The organism is Kouleothrix sp. 19917, from assembly GCF_057073505.1.
Map to the genome: position 1 here is coordinate 1,460,777 of NZ_CP097099.1, position 23,430 is coordinate 1,484,206.

The following is a 23,430-nucleotide window of genomic DNA, read 5'->3' on the forward strand; positions in this document are numbered from 1 at the left end:
CGTGGCAGTGCTTACCAAATAACCTCTACCGGATACGAGCCAAAGATCGGGTCGGTGCTAACGAGTACTGCACCTTCACTACTTGCTTGCGCAACAAGCAGGCGGTCAAATGGATCTTTGTGAGGAGATGGTAAGCCGTCGAGCCGGTAAATATGCTCCTCGGTGATTGGTAAAAGGATAACGCCGTTTGTGGCTTGCTGATGAGCCACGATATCCTGTAATGGTAAGCGAAGACTCAGTTTACCAAGCTGGCGCTTGATCTGCATTTCCCACAAACTCGTCACGCTCAGAAGCAGCTCATTGGCCGAATCGTTGCAAAGAGCCAACGCCGTTTCTGATAATCGGGTGGGCTCGCTATCCCACCAGATGAACGTATGAGTATCCAGCAACAGTTTCATGCTGTGCCCGTCCAAAACTCGTCTGATAGCGGTGTATCAAAATCAGGACTGACAGAGATGCTCCCAACATGCAAACCGGCGACACGTCGTTTCGGAGTGTTTGCAAAGGGCACAAGTCGAGCACGCGGAGTTTGTCCGTCGGTAAGGATGATTTCAGTCCCGGCCGCGACTTGGGCAACGAGTTCAAGCAAATGCTGTTGCGCTTCTTGGAGTTCAATTGTTTTTGTGGTCATCATTCGCCTCCTGAGTTTGGAGGGAATTGTAGCCGAGTATTGGAATGATGTAAAGGCAAATGCATGTGGAGGGAAAGCCCTAGAGGACGAGCTTTTCCCAGTGCGAGGAAATTGGTTGCCACCCAACGGGTTGCGCTTTAGCGGTGCCGCCACCGATTGATGGCTGCCACATTGTAGCAGAAACTAGCGCTGAAAAACGCACGATCTTGCTCGACGCGAAGCGGCGTCCGCTGCAAGCGCGTGTTGGGCGAGAGCTTTGATAAACCGCCGAGTTGAAGCATGAAACGACCACACTGAAGCGATATGAGCAGCTGCGCTTGGCGGAATCACGTTGACCGGAACCACATTCAGCACAACGAGCCTGCGCACCACGCGGGGTTGGGGAAGCGCGACACAGAACCACGCGGCACAACGGGCTTTTGTACCACGCCGGGTTGCGAAAGCGCTGCCCGGAACCACTATCAGCACAACGCGGGCGCTCGTACCACGCGGGGTTGAGAAAACGCTGATGGTATCACGCGGCACAACGGGCGCTCATCCCACGCTCGATTCGTTCCTTCGGAGTTGCACTGCGTTCTTCTGCCGAAAAGACAGAAAGCGACCTGCGAGATCAAGGCCAACTGCGAACCGAGACGCGCCCAACGAGTTGCGCTTTAGCGGCGCCGCCACTGATAGATGGCTGTCACATTGTAGCAGATACCGACGCGGAAAATAACCCCGATCTCGCTCGACGCGAAGCGGCGTCCGCTGCAAGCGCGTGTTGGGCGAGAGCACTGATAGAACGCCAAGCTGAAGCATGAACCGACCACCTTGAACTGATACGAGCAGCTGCGCTCGGCTGAACTACGCTGACCGGAACCACATTCAGCACAACGGGCGCTCGCACCACGCAGGGTTGAGATCACGCGACCCGGAACCACGTGGCATAACGAGCATTCGAATCACGCTGGTGTGTACCAAGCGTTAAACAGAATCACGTCAGCACAACGAGCACTCGTACCACGCAGGGTTGAGACAGCGTTGACGGTATCACGCGGCACAACGAGCGTTCATCCCACGTTCGATTCGTTCCTTCGTAGTTGCACTGCATTCTTTTGGCGAAGCACCAGAAAGTGCAGGTTGTGGTCGGGACACGTTTCGCCGAAGACTCGCCCAACGGGTTGCGCTTTAGCGGCGCCGCCCCGATTGATAGCAACCACATTGTAGCAGATACTGACGCTGAAAAACGCACGATCTTGCTCGACGCGAAGCGGCGTCCGCTGCAAGCGCGTGTTGGGCGCGGCTTTGGTTCTTGATTAACTAAATTGAGCGAAATATGGCATGAAGATTGTTGCCCCACGCTTTCCTTCTATGGTGTCCGCTATTCTCGATCGCACGATAATGCTTTGTATGCATATTTTGCTGGATGAGTAGGCCTTTGTGAAGGCAAATGTTGTTCCATTGTTTCTCACCTCCGAGTGTAGAAGCAATAATATTTGGAGCTATCGAACCCGGAATATACTGCTGGTCATCCCAGGCAAGCAAAAAACCCAAAGCTTCTGCTAATATGGTGTAATCGTAGGCGAGAATATGGGAGCAGTGGGTTGCGAAATTTGTGAAACGCTTGTCTTGGCTGAGACCCAAGCATCCAGCAGCAGGAACACCAGTAACGTTGTAGAAAGATGTATTCAACACAACGTCTTGTCGAGGGGAATAGTAGTTATTACAGCGTGCATCAGGCGGAATACAATCGGTGTTGATTGTGACGTTATGGTTGAAGGCTGCACCAAGTAAATAGACACTGCGTAAATTGGGGAGGGCTGCGTGTTGGTGGGATAGAGCTTGGCGTATGACTTCTGCTCCCAAGCTGAACCCGATTAGATGATAGAAAACCCCTGATTTTCTAACTCATTGACCAAAGTACAAAGTTCTTGACCTGCTTGTTTGGCAGCCTGCTGTGACTGCAAAAAAATTCGCAACTAATACTTGCGGTGTTGGAGGCAGGCTATCCCAAGCAAATGAGCGTAGATCAAAGCGAAGACTAAAACGCTTAAAGAATTTATTCAAAGATACATGAAATGAAGCTGCATTGTCGCGCCCACCAAAACCATTAATGAAAATGACTTGAGGAATCGATTTCAAAGGGCTAATCTCCTAAAGAGCAGTGTAGCAAGGATTGGTGCTGCTTGCCGCGGCCCAACGGGTTGCGCTTTAGCGGCGCCGCCACCGATTGATGGCTGCACCATTGTAGCAGACACTGGCGCTAAAAAACGCACGATCTCGCTCGACGCGAAGCGGCGTCCGCTGCAAGCGCGTGTTAGCCCAGCTAGTGTTTAATCTCAATGTTTGGAATTAGTATAGGTAGATTGGCAGAACGAAAGTTTAGGCAAATAGAGATTATCACGATTTAAGTATAAAATGGCATTAGAGAGCCTTAAACTGCCTATCTGACAAACACTTGTGCTAATGCCTTTTGTGGCGTCCCAAAGAGCCAGACGACATTTGCGAATTTAAATCGTGATGATCTCTAATATATAGAACTTTAAATGATTGATGATCGTCCAATTTGCAAAGCTCGTTCACTCCAATAAAATTCCAAGTAATCAATGTCATAAACTTGAAGTGCAAAAAGTCTATGAACGCTATTTGCCTTTCTAGGAGAAACAAAGACGTGAGTGTTCGGTGCAATAAGCTTATCTGTGGTTAAGTCATTTATAAACCTTATTCTTAACGCGGCGTATTCTTTTTGATTGCTTATATTGATGCTTCTAATTGTGATAAAAGGAAAGTACTCGTTATTTATTAATATGCTATCATGATCTTGATAGTTATAGTTCTCGAATAATAACTTTGATTTTCTCATATCAAATAGTTTTATTTCATCATTATTTCTTCTGATCATAACGAAAGAATTACGGATGTTTACTAATTGAATATGATTAATATCAATATTTCTGACAATTGTACTCTTGTTTGATGATTTTTCATTTTCTGGGTCGAAATAATTGAGCATTGAAGACATTGGCGCTGCAACTCGCATCGATATTTTACTACTTGTGACCTCTATGATTTCTATAGTATTGGGGCGCACTGATAAGGTTAGCGCAACACGCAAACGAACTATATTTTGCAGAGGAGCAGTGATTATCTTATGGTCATGATTTATATCGAATTGCAAGTTTACAGTTTCTGATTTATATTCATTACTTTCATTGTGTAAATTAAGTTTTTTGGTGATATTTTCCGCGCTAGTTCTGATATCATCTATTTCTGTAAGTGTTTCTGGTGCGACATTGTAACCTTCACGTGCAGCCTTTTGCTCCAATATCCGAAGACGTTTTAAATATGTTTCTTCCATCTTTTTCAGATGGAATATCTCATCGCTATTTACCCGGTCCGGTGCATGCGCAGTTTCTGATTTATTAGAAGTTTTTACAGCAAATACTAAATCTTCATTGATCACTTTAAGTAGATGACCGCACGCGCGGCAATAATTGGCCCGAGAACGATTTGACGTGTCGCAATTAATACATAGTTGTTCGAACCTGTCGTTAGAATTCTCTTCGAGATTGCTCATACATATTGCCTATTATTATCTGATTTATTTTAACAGTGTAGACTATATCATGGAACTATATGTGCTCGCAATCAGAACATTTATTCTGTGCCGATTTTATGGGCTAACGGGTTGCGCTTTAGCGGCGCCGCCCCGATTGATAGCAACCACATTGTAGCAGATACCAGCGCTGAAAAAGGCACGATCTCGCTCGACGCGAAGCGGCGTCCGCTGCAAGCGCGTGTTGGGCGTGAGCCTTGATAGACAGCCAAGCTGAAGCATGAAACGACCACACTGAAGCGATATGAGCAGCTGCGCTCGGCGGAATCACGTTGCCCGGAATCACATTCAGCACAACGAGCCTGCGTACCACGCGGGGTTGGGGAAGCGCGACACAGAACCACGCGGCACAACGGGCTTTTGTATCACCGTGAAGCGCGCCAAACTTTGGCTGGAATCACTTCAGCACAACGAGCGTTCGCACCACGCGGGGTTGAGAAAACGTTGACTGTATCACGCGGCACAGCGGGCGCTCATCCCACGCTCGATTCGCTCCTTCGGAGTTGCACTGCGTTCTTCTGCCAAAAAGACAGAAAGCGACCCGCGAGATCAAGACAACCTGCGAAACGAGACGCGCCCAACGGGTTGCGCTTTAGCGGCGCCGCCACGGATTGATGGCTGCACCATTGTAGCAGACACTGGCGCTGAAAAACGCACGATCTCGCACGACGCGAAGCGGCGTCCGCTGCAAGCGCGTGTTGGGCGTGAACTTCGATAGACAGCCAAGCTGAGGCATACGCCAATCACGCTCCATCGACACGAGCACCTGCGCTTGGCGGAATCACGCTGACCGGAACCACTTCAGCACAACGAGCTTTCGCATCACGCAGGGTTGCGAAAACGCTGAAGGGAACCACGCGGCATAACGGGCGTTTATACCACGTACAAATGCGCCAAACGCTGACCGGAACCACGCCAGCACCACGGGCTTTTGCACCACGCAGGGTTGAGAAAATACTGACTGGAATCACGCGGCACAACGAGCCTTCATCCCACGTTCGATTCGTTCCTTCGTGGCTGCACGACGTTCTTCTGCCGAAAAGACAGAAAGCGACCTGCGAGAACGAGACAACGTGAGAAACGAGACACGCCCAACGGGTTGGCGTTCAGTTGCCGCGAGCGCAGGTATAAACCTCTTAAAAAATACCGATCTCGCGCGCGAAGCGGTCAACTGCAACGCCGTGTTGGGCCCGCCGATTGAGCAGCGTTTGTACGTGAGTGCCTCAGCATCATTCTGGCAGATCTTCTAATCGAATACCACGTTTTGCTTGGAGGCTTGCACGCGCTGCTTCGACCCGGTTGAGAAAACGCGGGTCATGCTCTAGACGATACTCAAACCACTCATCCTCTGACTCGAAGCCGATCAGAATACCAGCTGGTTTTCCATGGCGCGTGATCACGATCGCTTCTTCTTCGGCAAGACGAAGATATTTGGAAAGATCATTCTTCACTTCCGAGAGTGGGATCTGTTTCATCAGGTACTCCTTCTCGCTCGAGCCAAGCAGCAGCGTCGGGTTTGTCGATAATAGCAAGAACCTCAACCGCAGTGTCGCGAACATCGTAAAATATCCGTACTTCATCGACGCGTAATCGGTATTGGGGACGTGCTAATCCGCGAAGGCGCTTGATACGGCTTTTGCTGATTTTGGTTGGTTGATGACGAAGGAAACGTTCGAGGGCATCACGAACGGTTGCACGAACATTCGGCTTCAAGTACTGAAGATCTTCGACGGCTTCAGGCGCAAGAATGATTTCATAGGACATAGAAACAATATCCTGACAGCGTGGTCAAATCTGGCTAGAGTATAGCTAGATTCTGGGAAAATTGCAAGAGCAGGTTTGAGAGAAGGAAAGGAGTGGAGAGGCTATGGATGTGGTAAGGGCCCAACGGGTTGCGCTTTAGCGGCGCCGCCACCGATAGATGGCAACGACATTGTAGCAGAAACCGGCACTGAAAAACGCACGATCTCGCTCGACGCGAAGCGGCGTCCGCTGCAAGCGCGTGTTGGGCGCGAGCTTTGATAGACAGCCGGGCTGAGGCATACGCCGACCACGTTGACTTGATACGAGCAACTGCGCTCGGCGGAATCACGTTGACTGGAACCACTTCAGCATAACGAGCCTTCGTACCACGCAGGGTTGAGAAAGCACTGACCGGAATCACACTCAGCACCACGCGCGTTCGTATCACGTTGAAATGTGCCAAGAGTTGAACGGAACCACGTTCAGTACAACGGGCGCTCGTACCACGCGGGGTTGAGAAAAAGCTGACTGGAATCACGCGGCACAACGAGCCTTCATCCCACGCTCGATTCGGTTCTTCGCGGCTGCAGGGCGTTCTTGTGCCGAAGCGACATAAACCGTCGTTCGTGATCGAGACAACTTCAGAAACGAGACGCGCCCAACGGGTTGCGCTTTAGCGGCGCCGCCACCGATACATGGCACTGACATTGTAGCAGAAACTGGCGCTGAAAAACGCACGATCTCGCTCGACGCGAAGCGGCGTCCGCTGCAAGCGCGTGTTGGGCGTCTATTCTGTCGTTTGTTTTCCCCGTTGTCCTCACTGTTTCCCTTTCGCAGTGGCGACTTTGGCAAAGAGTAATTCAGCCCACGACACTCCATCAATCGTCACGTCTGATAACGGCCAAAGAAATTGCGGTGCCCATTGGCGACGAGAATGAGTTGGCAAATCAATCAGGACGTGTAAACACCACGCGAAAAGGCTTGCCGAGGACCACCGTTTCCAAATGATATGATGGAGAAGCGCCAATAGCCCGAGAACTGGAAAGCTATGAAAGATATGGTGTGCCGTTTTCATCCATGCAGGTGGCTCGGGCCATGTGTTTGTAGCGAGAGCAGGGCCGAGTTGCTTGGTGACGAATAGCCAAGGAGGATAGGCACAATAGAAAGGCGCATCTGCAACTAAACCACCAAGAATGGTGCTTGGCTTCGTGTCGATGCAGATGCATGTTATCAGAACATGGGTGATTGGATCCATCACACGATTTCCCAGAGTGCGTGAGGATGCACTGACTTTTATCTGGCGATCGCTCGACTCGTTTGACCATGACATGATTGATTGAAACGGCGGAGAAAAGATAAAATCGGTAATGAGATAAGACTGGCTGTTTTTACGAAAACTCGTCGTGTAGCCTTGTCGCACTTTTATAACCCATTACGAAAAGGCGACATAATGAAGAGAAGATTGATACGCAGAAAAAGGGGACCTGCCGGATTATACTTTGAAAAGTATTTGATGAATAGACGCCCAACGGGTTGGCGTTCAGTTGCCGCGAGCGCGCTGCCCAGGCTTCCATCAAAAAAGGGCGATCTTGCGCGCGAAGCGGTCAACTGCAACGCCGTGTTAGGCCACAAGAGTCATTGGCTGTTTTCACAAGGCTGTAAGCTAAAATTCTCATATACTATGATCTCCTTGAAATTGAGCTCATAACGACTAGTATCTGCAATAGACGCAGATGTTCGATTGTAGTTGGCGTCCAAACTTAATACTACAGAGCCTTTCTGGGCCAATTTGGATAAATCAAGCGTTCCTGCTAACGTGTTATTGAAATAAAGACAGCCTTTTTCATCATAAGTTACTAACTTGACGTGGTTAGATGATCCGATTTCTTTGTTCCAATTCTGAGGTTTGATTAATATAGGATTAGATGTATCGCCCAAAGTGGAAAGATAATAACTCCAAGTTCCTATCTTTTGATTGATATACAACCTATAGGATATGCCTTGATTTGCTCTGAAGTTTATCACTGGAACAGTTGTATAGAAGTATGGATCATTCGGAATATCAAAGGAAAAGTCTAATGTGAAGTTGCTCAAGTCGATAGGTATGTCGATTGAACCGACATATTCTCCATGTCGATATGGGAATATTACATTACTCTCCGAGTATTTTGGTGTCTTATTCAATTCTGGCTCTTTAACATTTGCAGTCACAGCTTCAGAAGTGTTAATGGAATGAATCGATGTAGGGTTGACCAATGTTTTATTTGGTGTTTGACTACCGTACAGAATCGTAGTTGATGAAATTTGTGTAGATGGTGTAGGGCTTATGGTGTCTCGCAAGATCCATGTCCCCATCGCGATGAGGAGAATGAAAAGCGTTGCGAATCCAACCCAATATAGCGGGGTGTGTCGATTTGTTATAGGTAGAGGGGAAAATGTGAGTGCTAAATCAATCCAGGGTTCATTTGGTCGAATGATCTGAAGGTGCCTTATAAGCTCAGACATATGACCAGTACGCGAACAATATTGGATGAGTTCACGCACCTTATCGGATTTTGACGCTCCTCGTAAGTTGTCATAATCGATATGGAGATCGAAACATAAGGTGCGCAGCTCCTCAATATTTATCACATTATCGATTCTAGAACGAAAGTCATTCATAGATGCCCTGTTACAGATTGGATATACAATGGTTATTATTGTATCACAGGCTCATTGATGAGTGGCCTAACGGGTTGCGCTTTAGCGGCGCCGCCATTGGTTGATGGCTGTCACATTGTAGCAGAAACTGACGCTGAAAAAGCACGATCTCGCTCGACGCGAAGCGGCGTCCGCTGCAAGCGCGTGTTGGGCGTGAGCTTTGATAAACAGCCAAGCTGAAGCATGTGCCAACCACGCTCCATCGACACGAGCAACTGCGCTTTGCGGAACCACGTTGTTAGGAATCACACCAGCATAACGAGCATTCGCAACACGCAGGGTTGAGAAAACGTTGAATAGAACCACACTCAGCACCACGAGCCTTCGTACCACGCTCCTTTGCGGCAAACGTTGAACGGAACCACAATCAGCACAACGCGGGCGCTCGTACCACGCGGGGTTGAGAAAACGCTGAACGGAACCACGCAGCACAACGGGCGCTCATCCCACGTTCGATTCGTTCCTTCGTGGCGGCACTGGGTTCTTGTGCCAAAAAGATAAAGAGCGCTGTTCGAGATCGAGATAACCCGCGAAACGAGACGCGCCCAACGGTTTGGCGTTCAGTTGCCGCGAGCGCGCTGCTCAAACTTCTATCAAAAAAGGGCGATCTTGCGCGCGAAGCGGTCAACTGGAACGCCGTGTTGGGTGGCGTTGATAAATGCTTCAGTTTGCAGCCATTAACCACGTAACAGCAAAGGTAGTTGCGATTGGATGCTCTCCCGCGTTGCAGCGAGCAATAAGTCGCAGACCTTGCCAGCGTCAGTTATGACTTCTTCTTGTGATGTCTCTTGATTAATCGTGGCCGTGCTTCCACGTCGATGAATTTTGGGAATGATGGCTCCGAGCTGTACGAGTTCTCTTTGGAGACGTATCACAGAGCCAGCCGAAACTGCGCCCCATGCACCCTCGAACTGTAGCGGACGATCAAAATCGATCGGTAGATAATAGTTGCTCCAGGTCGCTCGAATGAGCAGATGAGGAAACATCAGCTCCTCATCGAGCGTTAGTGCTGGCGGATTTTCCTCATTATACACACAGAAATCTGTACCGCGTGCATAGGCTCGTGCGACGCCGAGTAACCGGTAATAGCGAATACTGCTGCAGGAGGTGTCGGTTGCGCCGCGAACCGGTGAAGGTTCTAGCCACGGGACGCCTGACCATCCGAATGCTTGACAGAGAGCGCGCAGTTCAGCGTATTGGTATTCTTGGTAGTCTGGTGGCCCGAAGGTGTGACGGTCTTTTGGCGTCACAATGCTGTCGACGTCGATGGAGATGCTCATGACACTACCAAAACATATGCAAGCGAGTACGCAACAACACATCAATTATACAGCAAGCAATAAATCGGTGCAGCTTTGATGCGCCACCCAACGGGTTGCGCTTTAGCGGCGCCGCTACTGATTGATGGCAACCACATTGTAGCAGAAACTGGCATTGAAAAAGGCACGATCTCGCTCGACGCGAAGCGGCGTCCGCTGCAAGCGCGTGTTGGGCTGCCTCTAGGGAACGTGTTTGGATAAGTCAATTATGGCGCTATGGCTTGAAACACTTCCAAGATCGGCTTGGCTTCGTCTATTGGAATTTCCTCTTTGACAAGCAATACTGCGTTACGGTTTTGTATCACTCGGTATCGTGTTGACTCTGGATATTGTCGGTAATAGCTATCAGCCACTGAAAAAAGATGCGCCTGCCGCTCATCGGCAAAGACGATAATTGAGCCAGATGGCGTACTTTGTGACGTATTGACAATTGAAAAGGAGATGGACGTTGCTTGAAGCTTGGTCAGAGCAGGTTGCTCCTCCTTCGTCACATGGTCAAATTGGATGCCCTTATTGTGGAATGCGTCGATGATGTGTTGAGTATTTGTCCATTGAGAAGAAAAAAGCGAGCAACTTCCTATGGTCCAAACAAATACTAACAACCAGAGCGAAGTGATACGAAGACGGTAGCAAGACAGAATAGTGTGCATAGTGATGTTCTTGTGCCTGAGTGTAAGAGGCAGAATCCCTTGTGCGGTGCGCCAAGTTATATACAGCCGCAAAATATATTCAAAAACAGTATAGATAGAGATAACGCCAGTATCAGAGGCGGCCCAACATGAAAGTGAACGAAGCGCCTGCGCCTATTATCGGCCAAGAGCACCTATTGCGCAAGTGATTCGTGCTATTGGTGAAACGACAGCCATCACGACTTGGATTCGTCTATTTCGCCAATGGTCGCTGGATTGTGAGTCGCGTGCGTCGAAACTTCAACTGGTGAGTCAATCACGAGTCACGCAAAACGGCCTTTTTGCGGGAAGCGGCTGATCGGGTGCCGGCCCAACGGGTTGCGCTTTAGCGGCGCCGCCACCGATAAATAGCTATCACATTGTAGCAGATACTGGCGCTGAAAAAGGCACGATCTTGCTCGACGCGAAGCGGCGTCCGCTGCAAGCGCGTGTTGGGTTGCACGATTTGTAAGCCGTTTGTTTGAGAAAGCCACAAGGCTGAGCGTCGAACATGTTATGGACTATTTGATTTTGATGGATGCTCTTGTTCCTGCACTTCGTCCTCATCATCGTCTTCATCAACCGACCAGAACTCGAAGCCAATAGTCAAATCAAGTGCTGCCAAGCGCGCCATATTATGCGGTGAGAGCATTGGCCCACCTGTCCCGCCGTCTCGGCACCACAAACAAAATACATCCATCTGATATCCTTCGGCTTTCAAGGTTGCGAGTGTTGCCGCGTTTGGTTCAAGGTGATCGAGAAGCCAATCCAGATGCCGCCGTAAATCGCGAGAGGTGAGAATACCATCGGTGTCAAAGCCCCAAATACCACTACGGGTTGGAATTTGGCGAGAGCCCCGTGGCGTCCCCTTGCTCCAAGACCAGGAGGGAGTAAGCTTCAGCTTGTGTGAAATCACGACAGGGTCAAGCGAGGGATGCATAATGCGAAAGGCAGCTGAGGTTTCTTTACAGGTGCCGTAATCGTCGTCATACGAATCAGACATACATATCTCAGCACAGTTGTAAGGCTATCTTTCGGCTCCAGGAGTGAGCGTAGTTGGACTTGTTTTATGAGCCACACCAGAGTGCGACCCAACGGGTTGCGCTTTAGCGGCGCCGCCACCAATCGATGGCACTGTCATTGCAGCAGATACCGATACGGAAAATAACACCGATCTCGCTCGACGCGAAGCGGCGTCCGCTGCAAGCGCGTGTTGGGCGTGAGGTTTGATAAACAGCCGAATGGAAGCATGAGCCGCCGGCGTTGACGCGACATGTGCAACTGCGCTCGGCGGAATCACGTTGACCGGAACGACATTCAGCACAACGGGCGCTCGCGCCGCGCAGGGTTGAGAACGCGTTGACTGGAATCACATTCAGCACCACGAGCCTTCGTACCACGTTGCTTTGGTTAAACGTTGAACGGAATCACAATCAGCACCACGAGCACTCGCACCACGCAGGGTTGAGAAAACGCTGACGGAATCACGCGGCACAACGGGCGCTCATCCCACGCTCGATTCGCTCCTTCGGAGTTGCACTGCGTTCTTCTGCCAAAAAGACAGAAAGCGACCCGCGAGATCAAGACAACCTGCGAAACGAGACGCGCCCAACGGGTTGCGCTTTAGCGGCGCCGCCATTGATTGATGGCTGCCACATTGTAGCAGAAACTAGCGCTGAAAAAGGCACGATCTTGCTCGACGCGAAGCGGCGTCCGCTGCAAGCGCGTGTTGGGCGTGAGCACTGATAGAAAGCCAAACTGAAGCATGAGCCACCAGCGTTGAAGCGATATGAGCAGCTGCGCTCGGCGGAACCACGCTGACCGGAACCACATTCAGCACAACGGGCGCTCGCACCACGCAGGGTTGAGATCACGCAACCTGGAACCACGTGGCATAACGAGCATTCGAATCACGCTGGTATGTACCAGGCATTGAACAGAACCACGTCAGCACAACGAGCACTTGTACTAGGCAGGGTTGAGAAAGCGTTGACGGTATCACGCGGCACAACGGGCTTGATCCCACGTTCGATTCGTTGCTTCGTAGTTGCACTGCATTCTTCTGCCGAAAAGACAGCAAGCGACCTGTGAGATCAAGACAACCTGCAAACCGAGAGACGCCCAACGGGTTGCGCTTTAGCGGCGCCGCCACCGATTGATTGCTGTCACATTGTAGCAGACACTGGCGCTGAAAAACGCACGATCTCGCTCGACGCGAAGCGGCGTCCGCTGCAAGCGCGTGTTGGGCGTGAGCTTTGATAAACAGCCGAATGGAAGCATGAGACGCCGACGTTGATGCGACACGAGCAACTGCGCTCTGCGGAACCACGCTGACTTGAACCACATTCAGCACCACGAGCGTTCGTACCACGCAGGGTTGAGACAACTTGGAACAGGACCACATTCAGCACCACGAGCCTTCGTACCACGCTCCTTTGCGGCAAACGTTGAACGGAACCACAATCAGTACAACGCGGGCGCTTGTACCACGCGGGGTTGAGACAGCGCAACACGGAACCACACGGCACAACGAGCATTCATCCCACGCTCGATTCGTTCCTTCGGAGTTTCACTGCGTTCTTCTGCCGAGAAGACAGAAAACGACCTGTGAGATCAAGACAACCTAAGAAACGAGATGCGCCCAACGGGTTGCGCTTCAGCGACGCCGCCACCGATACATGGCAATCACATTGTAGCAGAAACTGGCGCTGAAAAAGGCACGATCTCGCTCGACGCGAAGCGGCGTCCGCTGCAAGCGCGTGTTGGGCGCATTTTCGAAAAGAATTAATTATTATTTGTTGATCTGAGACGAGAATTGTTTAGTCAGTCATGGTCTTCTGGGCAAGCGATGAATAATAGAGGTGCATAGCTTTGATATAATGTTATTGAAAATGGCTCTTCGCCGCGCGATAGAGCATGGATCAATGCCAATTCATTTGGTTGTCTTTTCGTATTATCGTTTAATACGTCGCTGGTAACCACCCAATCAGGAATGAAAATGCTTACAGTGACACGGGAGTTACTTTCCATTTGCGCCGATAAGCCATTTCCGCCACGTGAAGTCACATTCCATGAGGAGAAATCGTTGAGATGCTGGTCATAAAAGCTCATTATTTGGTCTACAGATAATTTAGAGCTATACACACTGGTTTCAGTAACAATATCCTCAGGGCCGCAACCGTAAGAATGAAGGATTTCGCCTCCTTCTGGTAACATCCATACACCAGGGGGTAGTGGGATATACTGGAGAGATTGATGTGCCAAGTGCTGATAGAATTCACGCCGCAAATATGGAATGATTGTGAGGATTCCAAAAATAAGCAAAAATAGTATGATAGATATCGTTAGAGGAGTGCGTTGCTGTTTACGACTCGCTATAAAATCTTGCATACAACCTCGGCGTAATAATACATTACCGCACTAGTAGTTGTGCTCGGCGCCCAACGGGTTGGCGTTCAGTTGCCGCGAGCGCAGACACAAACTTTTTAAAAAGCACCGATCTCGTGCGCGAAGCGGTCAACTGCAACGCCGTGTTGGGCCGCTTTAAAATGGGGCTTTGGTGCATTAGGGCACAGAAAAATCAATTCTGAAATGCGACAATATTCGTATCTATAATGAGTAGACGGTAAAATCTTTGAATCGCGTCGATTTACCATCTATAGTGCTTCCACCGTATATGCTTGTTGCTATAAGAACCGGGCCCGAGTTTAATTGGCTTGATACATTGAGAGTTGCCACATATTTGCTATTGACAAATAGATAACCTTTTTCATCTTTTACTATCAGCCGTAGATCATTAAAACCGCCAACCGATGTATCCATATATTTTATTGTTCCTCCTCCTTCTACACTATAACTCGTGCCAGGCTTAGAATTATCATTGATGATGAGTGACCAAGTTTTATCGGCACGAATTATAATGCGGTAATCTTTATGATTATCATCACTTCCTCGGAAAACTATACCATAATCCCATAATTGCTTGGTTGTAACTGCATCAAAAGGATTGTAGAAACGCACTTCGGCAATAAAGTCTCTGAGCTTGAACAAACCACCATTTACATTTAAACCACTACGTTTCGTGTCATGTACTAATTCTCCATCTGTAGGTCCAGAACTTACCTGAGCATTTTTGAAAAACGGAGCTACCGTCTGTTCAATTCGCTGAGCTATTGCGGTTGCTAGCGTTGCAGGAGCAGGAGTAATTGTAGCTACAAGTATCGGTGTAGTAGCTATTACAGGCAAAGTAAGAGTAGGTTGAAACGATGGTGTAGTACTCGCACCACTGGCAATTGGAGAAACCATTGTACTAACAGTTGGAGATGCTAATGAGCCGTTTTGCTGACTTCTGCTACTGATCCAAGCGGCTGCAATCGTAGCGATTGCACCAATAAGCGCAATTATAATGGGAATAGCTTTCGACTGGCTATTCTTTAAATCTCTCCTTATTGGCTCTACTGATTGCCTCTGTATTTCTGGTGAAGGTTGCGAATTTTGTTCCGCAGCATGTAATCGCGTCTGAAGTTTGTCAACAATGATCTGGAGATCCTCTATTTCAATGATCAACTCAGCAGGTGCATTATTTCCAAATGTGGCGGCTCGTTGTTCAAGTAACCGAAGACGGCGTTGATGCTGTTTGAGAAGGGTCTCAATGTGCTGCTGTTCCTCAATATCCACTCGACCAATTCTCCTCAACAGACAGACTTTCCATGAAACTGATTATACAACGAAAAGATTGCGCCGTATTTCACAAGATGAGACTTTATTGAGCGGCCCAACGGATTGCGCTTTAGCGGCGCCACCCCAGTAAATGGCAAGCACATTGTAGCAGAAACTGGCGCTGAAAAACGCACGATCTCGCTCGACGCGAAGCGGCGTCCGCTGCAAGCGCGTGTTGGGCGTGAGCTTTGATAAACAGCCGAATGGAAGCATGAGACGCCGACGTTGATGCGACACGAGCAACTGCGCTTGGCGGAACCACACTGCCCGGAACCACGTCAGCACAACGGGCCTTCGCACCACGCAGGGTTGAGCAAACACGAAACGGAACCACGCGGCATAACGGGCGTTTGTACCACCTTGAAATGCGCGAAACGTTGACCGGAACCACCTCAGCACAACGGGCGCTCATACCACGTGGGGTTGAGAAGGCGTTGACTGGAACCACGCGGCACAACGGGCCTTCATCCTACGCTCGATTTGCTCCTTCGTAGCGGCAGGGCGATCTTCTGCCAAAAAGACAGAAAGTGATATTCAAGATCGAGGGAACTTCGCGCCTAAGACTCGCCCAACGCTCGGCGTTCAGCCGCCCGCGCCGCTATCGGCATCGGTGGATCGAATCTGACTGTCAAAATACGCCCGATCTCGTAGAGCGCCGGACGGCGCGGGTCGGACTGCAACGCCTTGTTGGGCCGGCACGACTCGTAGGCATGTCTCGGGTTAGCCGTATACTACTGCTTGATGCCAATCCAAAGAATTCGGTTATCTGGTGCCACCGATCCTTCGGCGACGTAGTAGATTTTGACTTGCCGGCCGGCTGTAATCGGCCCACCGTGAGACTGTGTTGTATTGAACGTGCCAGTCAGGACATAGTCAGAATAGGCAAACGGAACGCCGTTCACGGTAAAGGTTTCGAGGGCGTGACCCTCATATGGCATTGGCGTGAAATCCCGCACGACACCTTCCACTGTTTGATATTGGCCGGTACGTAAGAGTTCAGGATAGCGCGTATAAGTATGGTTGAGGAAGGCGCCGAGGACAGTCGTCCAAAGCAGTGCAAAAGTAAGAAAGAACGCGCCAAAGACGCGGACATAGGTAAGCGATCGTCGGGTAATCCGGCTGACAGAACGTGCGGCAGCAATCACGAGAATTCCTACCACACTGAAAACTATCCCGATGGCGATGGGTTGCCAATCGAATGACTGTTGGGCGACTGTGTAAGCAACTTGGTAGTCCACGGCGAAACCTCGGGAGGAACTGTCGGACGAGAGCGAGCAAGTAAGAACTATAGTATATACGTTAAGGAAGCCAAAAAGTGACGACATTTCACGAGGAGACGAGCGGAGGGCCGGCCCAACGGCTTGGCGTTCAGTTGCCGCGAGCGCAGGTATGAACTTTCTTAAAAAGCACCGATCTCGCGCGCGAAGCGGTCAACTGCAACGCCGTGTTGGACGGCTGGTAGCGTAGAGGTTTAGGTCTAATACACGCGGAAAATAGCTTCGCTTATGAAGTTCCCGAACGCAGCCGTGAAAGCAAATATTGGCACGCGTCTATGCAGATATTATATGGTTTGCCGGACGCTCGTTTTTGCTACATTGAGCAGTAAACGTAAGGCGTCATTGACAGCTTCTTCGGTCGGAAATGCTGCGGCGACGTCTGGAGCAAGCCGAACAATATTTGACCCCGCAGCGAGCCGCTGCACATATTTACCACGGATGCCATTCCTTAAGACGTTCTCATCATATTCGTCGCGGAGATCATCCTCACGTGGTGTATTACTGTTCTGACTCATATAATCGCCGCTCCTTCGGTTTGAGCGTTCGAGCGCTAATGATACGAATACGATCGCCGCGATCTGTATGAGCAACCATCAGCAAGCGCCCTTCTGCAGATGTGCCAAGAACAATGAAACGATCCTCATCCTGCGAATGATCCGGATCGGCGAACGTGATTACAAGCGGATCAGAAAAGACCGTCGCCGCTTCGGGAAAAGCGACGCCATGTTTGTGGAAATTATACTCAGCTTTTTGATCGTCCCATTCAAAATCCATGCAGTTAGTATAGCATAGTCACGTGAGCCTGGTTGCGCATAATCGATGTGATGGCTGCCGTCCAACGGGTTGCGCTTTAGCGGCGCGCCGTCAAGATCGGAATAGCTTTCCGCACGAAATGACATTCTAAAATAGCACCGATCTCGAGGCGCGGAGCGCGTCCGCTGCAACGGCGTGTTCGGCGGTTCCGTCGCATGTTTGTGTCCAAAGCGATATGGTTTCTTTGCACTTAATGATGTGCTTGGCTCGGCTGTCCCACTTCTTCTTGCGCCCACGGCGGCGTACCTTCATAAAACAAAACATCTGGATCAATGTCTGCCCCATTAGGCCACGCAATTGTACCGCCTTCAACCTGGGCTGAGCGGAAATAGATTTCGTCGCTTCGTACTGGCTCAAAGATGTCGCCACTCGCAATATAGGCGGTTAGGTTGATATCGCGTTGCTCACCATTGGTAAACCGAACCCGCATGACGGGTGGTTCAAGTGGCTCGATTGATTGAACACGAATGAATTGTGCCATAGTTGCCTCCTGGGTTAGGTGAGTGGTGCAATCGGATTGAGCGGTTGCTGTTGACGTGCCAACTCCCAATCTGCCATCAAGTCAGCGCGGTGCAATTCTTCCCATTCCTGAATGAGGCGAAGCGCGCGACGAGAAACCCGACCCTGAAAGACATCGCCAGAGCCAATTAGGATCAGCACTTCCTCGCCATTATATTCGGCATGGAAATGAGGAGGCTGATGGTCGTTGTAGTACATCCAAATCACAATGCCGAAAAAAGCACTAATCCGAGGCATAGAGCCATTCTCCTCCGCAATGTCTCAATGGCAAAAGTATAGCACAGGCAGGGACGAAGTGATGAGCAGAAGGAAAGTAGGAAGGTCGCACGGAGACGAAATGATTTGGGTTCTGAGCAATTCGTGGATGGAGACAACCGCCGAACGGGTTGCGCTTTAGCGGCGCCGCCACTGATTGATGGCAAGCACATTGTAGCAGAAACTGGCGCTGAAAAACGCACGATCTTGCTCGACGCGAAGCGGCGTCCGCTGCAAGCGCGTGTTGGGCGCCTGTATTGTTTGCCTCAGTCTCCACTCGCTTGTATGCTGGCGTGTATCTGCCGATACTGTGCAGCTTGCAGATCAAATGCGAGATAACTTGTAAATCCTTGCCCTGCAAGTGGTTGTTCGCCGATCCAATCAATAACTGGGAATTGTAGCGTCTGGTTGTGTATTGTGAGTTCATAGGACGCGTCACGATAGACGCCGTGCTGCACGACTTGATATGGACTTGTGCTGTGTGGGGCGAGTGGACCAAATACAAGGCGCTCGTTTGGAAAGGTAATAATGGCTTGCTCAATAGGAATATCGCTGGTGTTTGTAATACGGAAACGCTGCGCTTCGTGACTGCGGAATGAGCAAGCGCCAAGAGTAATTGCAAAGCAGAAAGCAATCCAGAGGTGTAATTTTCGGAAGCGGTAGTTCATAGCTATCGTTATCTTCTATGCAGTAGTGACCGTACCAAACCACCTGAGTGGTGGAAGCAAGCCAAGCACGCAGGCATTGTGCCGAGTTGCCACGTCAATTGTACCCCGCCACGCGATTGGGTTGAAGCGGGTATGGAGTGAGAAAACCTCATTGTGACGGTATACGTTGCGTTGAGAGAAAATAGGCGTTCAAAAACGTGACGAAGAATGCGAGCCGGACATGCATGCGCTATCAGTCCAGAAGGCATTGATGAAATGAATGGACGCCCAACGGGTTGGCGTTCAGTTGCCGTGAGCGCGCTGCGCAGGCTTCCATCAAAAAACGGACGATCTTGCGCGCGAAGCGGTCAACTGCAACGCCGTGTTGGACCGTGCTTTCGAATGCTTTGAGGAAATTAGCTCTGTTCAAACGGATTGAGCAGCGTTAAACCAGCAATCCAGATAAAATCTGAGGTGTTACGGGTCACAAGTGTCAGGTTATGTGCGAGCGCTGTACCAGCAATTAATGCATCACCCAAGGTCATCTTACGGAGTTGGCGTAGTTTGACTGCTTGATCGAGCACTGGTTGTGTCACAGCGAGAATCGGCGCCGTGTTGAAAAATGCTTCCAGAAGCTGCCGATCTTGTTCGGTGAGCTTATGGTATCCCAAAACTTCCACGTAACTGACTGCTGACACAGCCGGGTTCCTATCGATGATGAGTTGCCGCAGCGCTGTATATTGGGGCTGAGCGGCATAGATAATGATATTGCTATCAATCAGCATCAGGCGGCTCGTTCTGGTAAATGGCGTTCTTCACGCTGTTCACGTTCCCATACACTCGGATCGTCTATCTCAGCGAACGTTTCTGATTGCGCAAGTTGCTCCAAAATGGTTGCCATTGCTGCCCCTGTGTGGAGAGATTGCGAGATGTGGTCTGATGGCTCCAAAATAGTTACATGGACTGCAACCGGCTGCTCGGAACCAAGGTCGGCAGGTGGAGTATCGCTCCACTCTAATCGGTTTCCTCGTAAGATTGCTTTATATGTGTGTAGCATAGATATCATCCTTCCCAAAGCGAAACAAACAGTGACTATATTATACAGGGATTAGGATGAAGAGGAAAATAATGGGAGGAAAACGCGGCAGCGGTTGTACTCAATGCGCATAAAGGTAATCTCGTATGGATAGAGATGCGGCAAGGTCCAACGGGTTGCGCTTTAGCGGCGCCGCCACCAATTGATGGCTGTCACATTGTAGCAGAAACTGACGCCGAAAAACGCACGATCTTGCTCGACGCGAAGCGGCGTCCGCTGCAAGCGCGTGTTGGGCGTGAGCCTTGATAGATAGCCAAACTGAGGCATACGCCAACCACGCTGAAAGAGACACGAACAGCTGCGCTCGGCGAACCACGCTGACGGAACCACACGCAGCATAACAAGCCTTCATCCCACGCAGGGTTGAGACGACCTTGAACGGAACCACGTGGCATAACGGGCGTTCGTACCACGCAGGGTTGAGAAGGCGTTGCCGTGACCACGTGGAAAAGAACTGGCTTTTGTCTGCATCAGGGCTGCGCAAGCGTTGCCCAGAATCACTTTAGCATAACGAGCGTTCGGACCACGCGGGGTTGAGAAAACGCTGACGGTATCACGCGGCACAACGGGCCTTCATCCCACGTTCGATTCGTTCCTTCGGAGTTGCACTGCGTTCTTCTGCCGAAAAGACAGAAAGTGGCCTGCGAGATCAAGACAACCTGCGAAACGAGACACGCCCAACGGATTGCGCATCAGCCGCCGCGAGCGCGCAGCATAGGAAAGCGCCAAAATAGCGACGATCTTGCGCGCGAAGCGGTCGGACTGCATGCGCGTGTTGGGCCACGATTCAAAGCGCGAATGCGTTGCTATGCAAATTGAGCATACAGACGATGTATTGCTGTTGGCTGCTCCGCAATTGCGACCGCTGCTTTTATGGAAGCCGTACACGCTTCAAACGATGAGATCGAGGTGTCCACTTCGATATCGTACTGCATATGTGCGTGTATCGTGTGAAATTGGTCACGTGCAATGCCGATTTGACGGTCGCCGCGCGCTTGCTCGCGCCGCTCCAACTCCGCTACCTCACAATGAACGCCAACCAACCAGATTGGCAGATCATGAAGTTCTTGCACAAATTGATGCACAAGCTCTGCTGAATAAAAGCCGGTATCAACCAAGAGATTATGACCGGCCGAGACACAGGCGCGAATAGAACGATAGTATGCGAGCATTGTCATGGCAAAAATGCGCTCGCCCGACCCTGGATGTGTCCAGCGTTCGTGATAGGTATTGAACACGAACGAATCTTCTTGTAAATGCATAATGGGATAATCAAGCGCAACCTGCAACAGCTTGCACAGGCTGGTCTTACCAGCGCTCGATGCACCATTCAGCACAATAATGGTGGGTGTTGTAATGTTCACAAAGTCCTCGTGTACATGCCGCTAGCCGATGAAATCTAACGATAGGCGGCAATGAAGATTGAGACCAGCTGGAATATATGCTGAGTGTAGCAGGACAAACTGGTAGAGGTATCAGCCGGAAGCACGAGACAACAAGCCGAATATCGAGAAACGCACAGAAGTGGCCCAACGGATTGCCGTTCAGCGGCGCGCCGTCGAGATCGGTACGACAATTCGCACGAAATTGCATTTTAAAATGGCACCGATCTCGTGGCGCGAAGCGCGTCCGCTGCAACGGCTTGTTGTGCCGCGTTTGGAGCTTGTTTTATCAGGAAATACTTAGTGAATTTTTCTAATTACTAATCGAAGCGGAATTGACTATTTTAGGGTATCAAGCAGGGCCAACGCATTACAAATGTTCTACAGACGTGGCTCAACCTGAAGCACTTTCATCGCATAGGCATCGTCCCAAGTCGCACGCAGCCGCTTCTGACGTACACTCGCCTTCAACGTCGTTTCCTCGCGCAGCAGGTTCAACACCAAGTGCCGAATAATTGCCAGATTATGCGCTGAGTGACCAATTCGCGCGCGGCTGTCATCGGCGGCAAACACCACATCCAGCACCCAATGCAGCCGGTTTTCGATCCCCCAATGCTGCCGAATGGCGTCTGCAACCCGCTCGGCTCCCAGCGGCAAACTTGATATGTACGAACGTGTCTCCTCGCTCGTCACACCATCACACGTGCGCGTCGAATGCACCCTTACAACCGAGCGCAACTGCGACCAGCGCGCGCGGTCGACGATGCTCTCCACTTGGTCACAGCTGCGATATTCGCGCCGTTCGCTCCGTCCGTGACCTTCCATTGTGATGATGCATCGATCCAGGTGTTCCTCTTCAATCGGCTCGGCAAAGATGCGTGCAATGTCGCGCGCCAGTTGCGGCTGGTTGTCTTTACACGCCAGCACATAGTCACCACCCTGCGCCACAATCTGTTCGGCAATCGCCACCTGGCAGCCCATCGCATCAATCGTCACGATGCAATCGTTGATGTCGAGCAGCGAGAGCAGCAGCGGGATGGCGGTGATCTCATTCGATTTGCTGTTCACGCGAACCTGACCGAGAACCAGGTGATTGGCCGCCGAGAACGCGCTGACGATATGCAGTGGCGACAGGTCGATCGCACGGTCGTGGGTACGACGTTCGGTTTTGCCGTCAATCGCAATCACATCGCCGGGCAGTTTGGCACGAATGGTGTCGACCCAGGCGAGAAAGGCGGATTGGAACGCGGTGGGATTAAGACGCGCAAAGACACGGGCGAAGGTGTCGTGCGACGGAATGCCAGCGGGCAACTCGAGAAACTGCTCCAGCAAGGCGTGTTTGGCGTGGCCATAGGCTTCGATGTCGGTCCAGCCATCAGCACTGCTCAAAACCGCGCAAATGGCAATCGAGATGATGTCGATCAGTTTGTGGTGTTTACAGCGGTCGATACGCGGGTCGGGCAGATCGCCAAAATGGCGAGAAAGCGACGTCGGTAATTCCACCACACACCTCCTGCTGCTGGAAACCATTCAGAGAGGTGATTATAGCATCAGAAACGCGATGGCGAGTTGCTCACTCTGATGCACGAGTGCACGAAAAACAGCATAAAGAACCACATTGCTTTGTTTCGCCCATACTGAAAGCGTTTGACAGACAAAACGTCGTTTTATGCTTCATTCATAATGCGTTGGCCCTGGCCTCCGAAGCGTGTCCTAAAGCGAATATGCGATCTACTGAGCATCAAGGCTTATTACATGTTCGAGGCACCAAGAGATAATAACTGGCTAGGCGGGCTAACGGGTTGCGCTTTAGCGGCGCCGCTGCTGATACATGGCAAGGACATTGTAGCAGAAACTGGCGCTGAAAAACGCACGATCTCTCACGACGCGAAGCGGCGTCCGCTGCAAGCGCGTGTTGGGCGTGAGCCTCGATAGAAAGCCAAACTGAGGCAGACGCCAATCACGCTCCATCGACACGAGCAACTGCGCTTGGCGGAATCACGCTGACCGGAACCACAGTCAGCACAACGGGCCTTCGCACCACGTAGGATTGAGAAAGCACTGAC

Annotated in this window: 24 protein-coding genes; all 24 read right to left on the reverse strand. The window is 50.6% G+C overall.

The window, feature by feature from the left end; translation table 11 throughout:
• Positions 1 to 11 precede the first annotated feature (11 nt).
• Positions 12 to 398, reverse strand: a complete 387-nt coding sequence (locus M1P90_RS05875; RefSeq protein ID WP_483701715.1) for a type II toxin-antitoxin system VapC family toxin — start codon at positions 396 to 398, stop codon at positions 12 to 14.
• Positions 395 to 634, reverse strand: a complete 240-nt coding sequence (locus tag M1P90_RS05880; RefSeq protein ID WP_483701716.1) for a type II toxin-antitoxin system Phd/YefM family antitoxin — start codon at positions 632 to 634, stop codon at positions 395 to 397. Before M1P90_RS05880 ends, M1P90_RS05875 begins: the two co-directional genes overlap by 4 nt.
• A gap of 1,296 nt (positions 635 to 1,930) precedes the next feature.
• A complete protein-coding gene (locus M1P90_RS05885; protein ID WP_483701717.1) occupies positions 1,931 to 2,476 on the reverse strand; it encodes a hypothetical protein in 546 nt (181 codons plus the stop codon).
• A 42-nt stretch (positions 2,477 to 2,518) separates the two neighbouring features.
• Positions 2,519 to 2,752, reverse strand: coding sequence for a hypothetical protein (locus M1P90_RS05890; protein WP_483701718.1), 234 nt, complete (start codon positions 2,750 to 2,752; stop codon positions 2,519 to 2,521).
• Positions 2,753 to 3,152: 400 nt separating this feature from the next.
• Positions 3,153 to 4,187 (reverse strand): hypothetical protein, encoded by a 1,035-nt coding sequence (locus M1P90_RS05895; RefSeq protein ID WP_483701719.1) that lies wholly within the window; start codon positions 4,185 to 4,187, stop codon positions 3,153 to 3,155.
• Between the two features lie 1,268 nt (positions 4,188 to 5,455).
• Positions 5,456 to 5,701: a type II toxin-antitoxin system Phd/YefM family antitoxin gene (locus tag M1P90_RS05900; RefSeq protein ID WP_483701720.1), complete on the reverse strand. Its 246-nt coding sequence runs from the start codon at positions 5,699 to 5,701 to the stop codon at positions 5,456 to 5,458.
• Positions 5,667 to 5,990, reverse strand: coding sequence for a type II toxin-antitoxin system RelE family toxin (locus M1P90_RS05905; RefSeq protein WP_483701721.1), 324 nt, complete (start codon positions 5,988 to 5,990; stop codon positions 5,667 to 5,669). Before M1P90_RS05905 ends, M1P90_RS05900 begins: the two co-directional genes overlap by 35 nt.
• A gap of 796 nt (positions 5,991 to 6,786) precedes the next feature.
• Positions 6,787 to 7,389 carry a hypothetical protein gene (locus tag M1P90_RS05910; RefSeq protein WP_483701722.1) on the reverse strand — a complete coding sequence of 201 codons (603 nt, stop codon included), beginning with the start codon at positions 7,387 to 7,389 and terminating at the stop codon, positions 6,787 to 6,789.
• 215 nt (positions 7,390 to 7,604) lie between these two features.
• On the reverse strand, positions 7,605 to 8,630 hold the full coding sequence (locus M1P90_RS05915) for a hypothetical protein (protein ID WP_483701723.1): 1,026 nt from the start codon (positions 8,628 to 8,630) through the stop codon (positions 7,605 to 7,607).
• A 716-nt stretch (positions 8,631 to 9,346) separates the two neighbouring features.
• Positions 9,347 to 9,949 carry a hypothetical protein gene (locus M1P90_RS05920; protein ID WP_483701724.1) on the reverse strand — a complete coding sequence of 201 codons (603 nt, stop codon included), beginning with the start codon at positions 9,947 to 9,949 and terminating at the stop codon, positions 9,347 to 9,349.
• A 245-nt stretch (positions 9,950 to 10,194) separates the two neighbouring features.
• Positions 10,195 to 10,638, reverse strand: coding sequence for a hypothetical protein (locus M1P90_RS05925; protein ID WP_483701725.1), 444 nt, complete (start codon positions 10,636 to 10,638; stop codon positions 10,195 to 10,197).
• A gap of 532 nt (positions 10,639 to 11,170) precedes the next feature.
• Positions 11,171 to 11,659: a DUF4279 domain-containing protein gene (locus M1P90_RS05930; protein ID WP_483701726.1), complete on the reverse strand. Its 489-nt coding sequence runs from the start codon at positions 11,657 to 11,659 to the stop codon at positions 11,171 to 11,173.
• 1,820 nt (positions 11,660 to 13,479) lie between these two features.
• Entirely contained in the window at positions 13,480 to 14,046 is a 567-nt protein-coding gene (locus tag M1P90_RS05935) for a hypothetical protein (protein WP_483701727.1), read from the reverse strand.
• A 219-nt stretch (positions 14,047 to 14,265) separates the two neighbouring features.
• Positions 14,266 to 15,333: a hypothetical protein gene (locus M1P90_RS05940; RefSeq protein WP_483701728.1), complete on the reverse strand. Its 1,068-nt coding sequence runs from the start codon at positions 15,331 to 15,333 to the stop codon at positions 14,266 to 14,268.
• Between the two features lie 773 nt (positions 15,334 to 16,106).
• Entirely contained in the window at positions 16,107 to 16,613 is a 507-nt protein-coding gene (locus tag M1P90_RS05945; RefSeq protein ID WP_483701729.1) for a hypothetical protein, read from the reverse strand.
• Positions 16,614 to 16,936: 323 nt separating this feature from the next.
• A complete protein-coding gene (locus tag M1P90_RS05950) occupies positions 16,937 to 17,167 on the reverse strand; it encodes a hypothetical protein (protein ID WP_483701730.1) in 231 nt (76 codons plus the stop codon).
• Positions 17,151 to 17,426 carry a BrnT family toxin gene (locus M1P90_RS05955; protein WP_483701731.1) on the reverse strand — a complete coding sequence of 92 codons (276 nt, stop codon included), beginning with the start codon at positions 17,424 to 17,426 and terminating at the stop codon, positions 17,151 to 17,153. Before M1P90_RS05955 ends, M1P90_RS05950 begins: the two co-directional genes overlap by 17 nt.
• Before the next feature lie 229 nt (positions 17,427 to 17,655).
• Positions 17,656 to 17,946, reverse strand: coding sequence for a DUF2442 domain-containing protein (locus M1P90_RS05960; protein ID WP_483701732.1), 291 nt, complete (start codon positions 17,944 to 17,946; stop codon positions 17,656 to 17,658).
• Between the two features lie 14 nt (positions 17,947 to 17,960).
• The gene (locus M1P90_RS05965; RefSeq protein ID WP_483701733.1) at positions 17,961 to 18,221 is read right to left on the reverse strand and encodes a DUF4160 domain-containing protein; all 261 of its coding nucleotides are present in this window, start codon (positions 18,219 to 18,221) and stop codon (positions 17,961 to 17,963) included.
• Positions 18,222 to 18,505: 284 nt separating this feature from the next.
• Entirely contained in the window at positions 18,506 to 18,907 is a 402-nt protein-coding gene (locus M1P90_RS05970; RefSeq protein WP_483701734.1) for a hypothetical protein, read from the reverse strand.
• Between the two features lie 395 nt (positions 18,908 to 19,302).
• Complete coding sequence (locus tag M1P90_RS05975; protein WP_483701701.1) at positions 19,303 to 19,671, reverse strand: type II toxin-antitoxin system VapC family toxin; 369 nt, start codon at positions 19,669 to 19,671, stop codon at positions 19,303 to 19,305.
• The gene (locus tag M1P90_RS05980; RefSeq protein WP_483701702.1) at positions 19,671 to 19,943 is read right to left on the reverse strand and encodes a hypothetical protein; all 273 of its coding nucleotides are present in this window, start codon (positions 19,941 to 19,943) and stop codon (positions 19,671 to 19,673) included. The genes M1P90_RS05975 and M1P90_RS05980 overlap by 1 nt, the downstream gene beginning before the upstream one ends.
• Positions 19,944 to 20,788: 845 nt before the next feature.
• A complete protein-coding gene (locus M1P90_RS05985) occupies positions 20,789 to 21,346 on the reverse strand; it encodes a chloramphenicol phosphotransferase CPT family protein (RefSeq protein WP_483701735.1) in 558 nt (185 codons plus the stop codon).
• Positions 21,347 to 21,745: 399 nt separating this feature from the next.
• Positions 21,746 to 22,867, reverse strand: a complete 1,122-nt coding sequence (locus M1P90_RS05990; protein WP_483701736.1) for an ISAs1 family transposase — start codon at positions 22,865 to 22,867, stop codon at positions 21,746 to 21,748.
• Between the last annotated feature and the right edge of the window lie 563 nt (positions 22,868 to 23,430).